This window comes from Streptomyces sp. NPDC020917 (assembly GCF_044333795.1).
Taxonomy (GTDB): Bacteria; Actinomycetota; Actinomycetes; order Streptomycetales; family Streptomycetaceae; genus Actinacidiphila.
Genome location: NZ_JBIRRR010000051.1, coordinates 1 through 5469, shown reverse-complemented (window position 1 = coordinate 5469; position 5469 = coordinate 1). Strand labels below are relative to the sequence as shown.

Annotated in this window: 4 protein-coding genes; all 4 read left to right on the top strand. The window is 70.2% G+C overall.

Annotated features, from left to right (window positions below):
• The first annotated feature begins 230 nt into the window (after positions 1 to 230).
• The 4 genes from ACH4TG_RS40880 to ACH4TG_RS40865 all read left to right on the top strand — a co-directional run bounded on the left by ACH4TG_RS40880 (position 231) and on the right by ACH4TG_RS40865 (position 5381).
• Complete coding sequence (locus ACH4TG_RS40880; RefSeq protein WP_398248391.1) at positions 231 to 1601, top strand: ABC transporter substrate-binding protein; 1371 nt, start codon at positions 231 to 233, stop codon at positions 1599 to 1601.
• Positions 1602 to 1692: 91 nt separating this feature from the next.
• Positions 1693 to 2649, top strand: a complete 957-nt coding sequence (locus ACH4TG_RS40875; RefSeq protein WP_398248389.1) for a carbohydrate ABC transporter permease — start codon at positions 1693 to 1695, stop codon at positions 2647 to 2649.
• A gap of 68 nt (positions 2650 to 2717) precedes the next feature.
• Positions 2718 to 3626: a carbohydrate ABC transporter permease gene (locus tag ACH4TG_RS40870; protein ID WP_398248387.1), complete on the top strand. Its 909-nt coding sequence runs from the start codon at positions 2718 to 2720 to the stop codon at positions 3624 to 3626.
• An 87-nt stretch (positions 3627 to 3713) separates the two neighbouring features.
• Positions 3714 to 5381, top strand: a complete 1668-nt coding sequence (locus tag ACH4TG_RS40865; protein WP_398248385.1) for a glycoside hydrolase family 13 protein — start codon at positions 3714 to 3716, stop codon at positions 5379 to 5381.
• Positions 5382 to 5469 lie beyond the last annotated feature (88 nt).

The following is a 5469-nucleotide window of genomic DNA, read 5'->3' as shown; positions in this document are numbered from 1 at the left end:
GACTTTCTGGGCCACCTGCACGAGTTTGCGTACCATGAGCGCACTATATCCGCGGTCGGCTGTTGATTTTCTGCGTCGGTCTTGCGTCTCTTACGTCGCCTCACCTCAATGCGGTGAGGTTTTTGCGTAAACGTGCTTTCGTATTGCGTGCCTGATGAGGGCGACGTAACTTGTGCGTCACCTCGGGGAGCGGCCGCCCCTTCCATCACCCTCATGACCAGGGACGACTCATGACCGGTTTCCCGGCGGGCAGCAGAGCCCGCATCGCCCTCGCCGTCGCTGCGGCGGCAGGGCTGACCCTCGTAGTGAGCGGCTGCGGCGGCTCCTCCGGCTCGTCGAAGTCCGCGGACGGCACCGTCACCATCACCGTGAACGACATGCCCGCCAAGACCGACCCGGTGAACCGGAAGATCTTCCTGGACGACGTGGCGGCCTTCGAGAAGCTCCACCCGACAATCAAAGTCGTGCCGCACGAGGGCCAGATGGACCCCCAGACCTTCTCCACCAAGCTGGCCGGCGGCCAGTTGGAGAACGCCTTCTACGTCTACTACACCGACCCGGCCGGCCTGATCGCCAAGCACCAGGCCGCCGACATCACCCCGTACCTGGCGCAGTTCCCGGCGGTCGACCAGGTCAAGTCCCAGCTGCGCAAGGTGTTCCAGGACGCGAAGGGCCACACCTACGGCCTGCCCGAGGGCAACTACTCGATGGGCCTGGTCTACAACCGCGCGCTGTTCAAGCGGGCCGGCCTCGACCCGGACAAGCCGCCGACGACGTGGGACGAGGTCCGCGCCGACGCCAGGAAGATCGCCGCCCTCGGCAAGGGCGTCGTCGGCTACGGCGACTACAGCAAGTCCAACACCGGCGGCTGGCACTTCACCGCCGAGATGTACTCGCGCGGCGGCGACGTCGCCAAGCAGCAGCCCGACGGCAGCTGGAAGGCCGACTTCGACAACGCCACCGGCAAGGCGGTCCTCCAGCAGCTGCACGACATGCGGTGGACCGACGACTCCATGGGCCAGCGGCAGTTGCTGGAGTGGGCCGACCTGCTGCAGATGATGGGCGCGGGCAAGCTCGGCATGTACCTCGCCACCGCGGACAACATCCCCACCATCGCCTCCCAGTACAAGGGCGACCCCAAGGACTACGGCCTCGGCCCGATCCCGGGCGGGAAGGGCACGCTGGCCGGCGGCGGCGGATTCATGTTCAACCCCAAGGACACCCCCGACCAGATCAAGGCCGCCATGGCCTGGGTGACCTTCAAGTACGAGAACCCCGACCGCATCGAACTCGGCGCCCAGCGCGCGGCCCAGGCCAAGCAGCCCGTCGGCCTGCCCGAGCCCAACATCTGGACCGGCGCCGCCGCGCAGGCCAAGGCCGCCGCCGACAGGAAGTATGCCAACCAGCCGGTCGCCAACTACGCGCCGTTCCAGCAGGCGCTGCCCGGCATCCCGCTCGTCCTCGAACCGCCGAAGGCCCAGCAGATCTACGCCGTGCTCGACACCGCCATGGCCAAGGTGCTCACGCAGAAGGACGCCGGCATCGACGCCCTGCTGTCCAGCGCCTCCCAGCAGGTCGACTCCCTGCTCGCGGCCCCGTAGCCGCCCGCCCGGACCCCGACCCCGCGCAGCCCGCGGGCCCCGCCGGGCCCTGACCACCGGCGCGGCCCGCGGGCGCCGACAAAGGAGAACCATGGCCACCTCCCTGGCCCCCCACCGCCCCGGCACCCCGGCCGCCCCGCCCCGCGGCCGCACCGGGACCCGCACCGCGCGGCGGGCCCGGCTGCGCCGGCGGATCGCCGACAACGCCCTGGCGTACGCCTTCATGGCGGCGGGCATCGTCTGCTTCGCGGTGTTCTCGTGGTACCCGCTGGTCCGGGGCGTCATCCTCAGCTTCCAGCAGGACAACCTGATCACCGACCCGCAGTGGGTCGGACTCACCAACTACCGCCACCTGTTCGCCGATCCGCTGTTCTGGACAGCGTGGAAGAACACCGCCGAGTTCACCGGCCTCGCGCTCGTCCTCGGCTACGCGGTGCCGTTCGTCATCGCGGTGCTCCTCAACGAACTACGGCACTTCAAGGGGTACTTCCGGATCGCGGTCTACCTGCCGGTGATGCTGCCGCCGATCGTCAGCGTGATGCTCTGGCAGTTCTTCTACGACCCGGGCGACGGCCTGTTCAACACCGCGCTGCGCGGCGCCCATCTGCCCACCTCGCAGTGGATCCAGTCCCCGCACACCGCGATGATCTCGCTGGTGCTGGTGTCCACCTGGGCCAACATGGGCGGCGCGACGCTGATGTACCTGGCCGCGCTGCAGTCCATCCCCGGCGAGCTGTTCGAGGCCGCCGAGCTGGACGGCGCCGGCATCTGGGCCCGGCTGCGGTACGTGACGCTGCCGCAGATGCGCTTCATCATGCTCGTCCTGCTGCTGCTCCAGATCATCGCCACCATGCAGGTCTTCATCGAGCCGTTCCAGCTCACTGGCTTCACCGACCCCTCGACCATCACCGTGATGACGCTCGTCTACCGCTACGCCTTCGCCGTCAACAACGACTTCGGCCTCGCGGCGTCGATGAGCGTGCTGCTGTTCGCCGTGCTCGGCGTCTTCGCCGCGGTGTACCTGCGGCTGACCCGCGAGTCGGACTGACCCCAGGGGCCGACCGGCCACCCGCCCAACGGACCGATCAGGACCAGGGACTTCGAGGGACCACGACCATGACCACACCCGCCCCCGCCTCGCCGGCGACCCGCAGCCTCATCTCCGACCAGGAGCTGGCCCGGCCGCGCTACCGCGCCGCCTACTTCACCGTGCTGACCGTCACCACCGTGCTGTTCGCCGCCGCCTTCCTCTTCCCCCTGTACTGGATGGCGAGTTCGGCGCTGGAGACCCCGCGCGAGTTCGCCGCCCAGACCCCCACGCTGCTGCCGAAGTCGGTGCACCTCACCGCGTACAAGGACGCGTGGACCCAGATGGACATCGCGCACTTCTTCCTCAACACCGTCTGGTACGCGGCCGGCGGCTGGCTGATCCAGATCTCGGTGGACGTGTGCGCCGCGTACGCCCTGTCCAAGCTGCGGCCCGCGTTCGGCAAGGCGATCTTCGCCGGGATGCTCGCCAGCCTGATGCTGCCGTCGGCCGCGCTGCTGGTGCCCGCGTACCTGACCGTCACCGACCTTCCGCTGCTCCACCTCAACCTGCTCAACACGCCCTGGGCGCTGTGGCTGCCCGGCGCCGCCAACGCCTTCAACATCTACGTGCTGCGGCGCTTCTTCGACCAGATCCCCGGCGAACTCCTCGACGCCGCCAGCATCGACGGCGCCTCCCGGCTGCAGACGCTGCTGCGGGTGGTGCTCCCGCTGTCCCGTCCGGTGCTCGCGGTGATCTCGATCTTCGCGGTCGTCGGGATGTGGAAGGACTTCCTGTGGCCGATGCTGGTGCTCCAGGACCCGGACAAGCAGACGCTGTCCGTCGCGCTGCACCGGCTGTCGACCTCCACCACGCAGGTGCCGCCGACCGAGATGATCGCCGGCCTGGCCATCGCGGCGGTGCCGATGGTCGTCCTCTTCCTCTTCTTCCAGCGGCACATCCTCGGCGGGCTGTCGGCCGGAGCGCTCAAGGGGTGAACCCGGCCGGCTGATCCGGCCCTTGCTCCACCTCTTCCCGCCCTGCCCCGCCCTGCCTGCCCCCTTCGCTCAAAGGAGCCCGCCCCCGTGGCCGTTCAGTCCGTCGCAGCCGAACCCGCCGAGACCGCGCAGTGGTGGCGTGACGCCGTCATCTACCAGGTCTACCCGCGCTCCTTCGCAGATGGCGACGGCGACGGCATCGGTGACCTGACCGGTGTCCGCGCCCGCCTGCCGTACCTGGCCGAACTCGGCGTGGACTGCCTGTGGTTCAGCCCCTGGTACGCCTCGCCGCAGGCCGACGCCGGGTACGACGTCGCCGACTACCGGCGCATCGACCCCGCCTTCGGCACCCTGGAACAGGCCGAGGCGCTGATCGCCGAGGCCCACCAGCTCGGCCTGAGGATCATCATCGACGTCGTCCCCAACCATGTCTCCGACCGGCACGCCTGGTTCCAGGAGGCGGTCGCCGCAGGGCCCGGCGCCGAGGCGCGCGACCTCTTCTGGTTCCGGCCCGGCCGCGGCACGGACGGCGAACTCCCTCCCAACGACTGGCAGTCCGTGTTCGGCGGGCCGGCCTGGACCCGTACCGCCAACCCGGACGGCACGCCCGGCGAGTGGTACCTGCACCTGTTCGCGCCCGAGCAGCCCGACCTGAACTGGAACAACGCCAAGGTCCGCGAGGAGCACGAGAGCGTGCTGCGCTTCTGGTTCGACCGCGGCGCGGACGGCGTGCGGATCGACTCCGCGACGATGCCCGCGAAGGACCCCTTGCTGCCCGACTTCGACCACGACGCCCCGCCGGTGCCGCACCCGTACATCGATCGCGACGACGTGCACGGCATCTACCGCGCCTGGCGGGCGCTCGCCGAGAGCTACGCGCCGCCGCGCGCGCTGATCGGCGAGGTGTGGCTGGCCGACCCGGCGCGCTTCGCCCACTACCTGCGGCCCGACGAGATGCACAGCGCCTTCAACTTCGACTACCTCAACTGCCCCTGGGACGCTGTCGAGTTGCGCCGGGTCATCGACGCGACGCTGGCCGCGCACGCCTCGGTCGGCGCCCCCGCCAGCTGGGTGCTGTCCAACCACGACGTCACCCGGCACGTCACGCGGTACGGCCGCGCCGACACCTCCTTCGGTCTCGCGCTGCGCCAGCACAAGGTGCCCACCGACCTTGAGCTGGGCACCCGCAGGGCGCGGGCCGCCCTGCTGCTCGACCTGGCGCTGCCCGGCGGCTGCTACCTCTACCAGGGCGAGGAACTCGGGCTGTGGGAAGTCGAGGACATCCCGGACGGGCTGCGCCAGGACCCGATCTTCCACCGCACCGGCGGAACCGACATCGGCCGCGACGGCTGCCGGGTCCCGCTGCCCTGGTCGGGCGACAGCCCGCCGTTCGGCTTCAGCCCCCAGGACGCCCGAGCGGAACCGTGGCTGCCCCAACCCGAGGCGTGGGCCGCGTACACCGCGCAGGCGCAGGACGGCCGGCCCGACTCGATGCTGACGTTCTACCGCATCTCCCTGGGGCTGCGCCGCAGTGAACGCGGGCTGCGCGGCGCCGAGTTCGGCTGGCTTCCCGGTCACCCGTCCGGGGTCCTGGCCTTCACCCGCGGCGAGGGCTTCGTCTGCCTCGCGAACCTCTCCGGTGCCGCGGTGCCGCTGCCCGAGGACGTGGACGTCGTGCTCGCCAGTGACGCCGAATTCGACCCGGACGCGGGGGAGTTGCCCGACGACACCACCGTGTGGCTGCGCGGGCACTGACCGACGTGGTGGGCGTACCGGCAGGGATCACGACGAGGAAGAGGGCGGCGGAATGACGCGGAGACTGGCGGAAGTGGCCAAGCGGGTG

Bases quoted from the DNA above. Each gene is read 5' to 3' on its own strand.
- ACH4TG_RS40880 (WP_398248391.1), top strand. From the start codon at position 231: ATGACCGGTTTCCCGGCGGGCAGCAGAGCCCGCATCGCCCTCGCCGTC.
- ACH4TG_RS40875 (WP_398248389.1), top strand. From the start codon at position 1,693: ATGGCCACCTCCCTGGCCCCCCACCGCCCCGGCACCCCGGCCGCCCCG.
- ACH4TG_RS40870 (WP_398248387.1), top strand. From the start codon at position 2,718: ATGACCACACCCGCCCCCGCCTCGCCGGCGACCCGCAGCCTCATCTCC.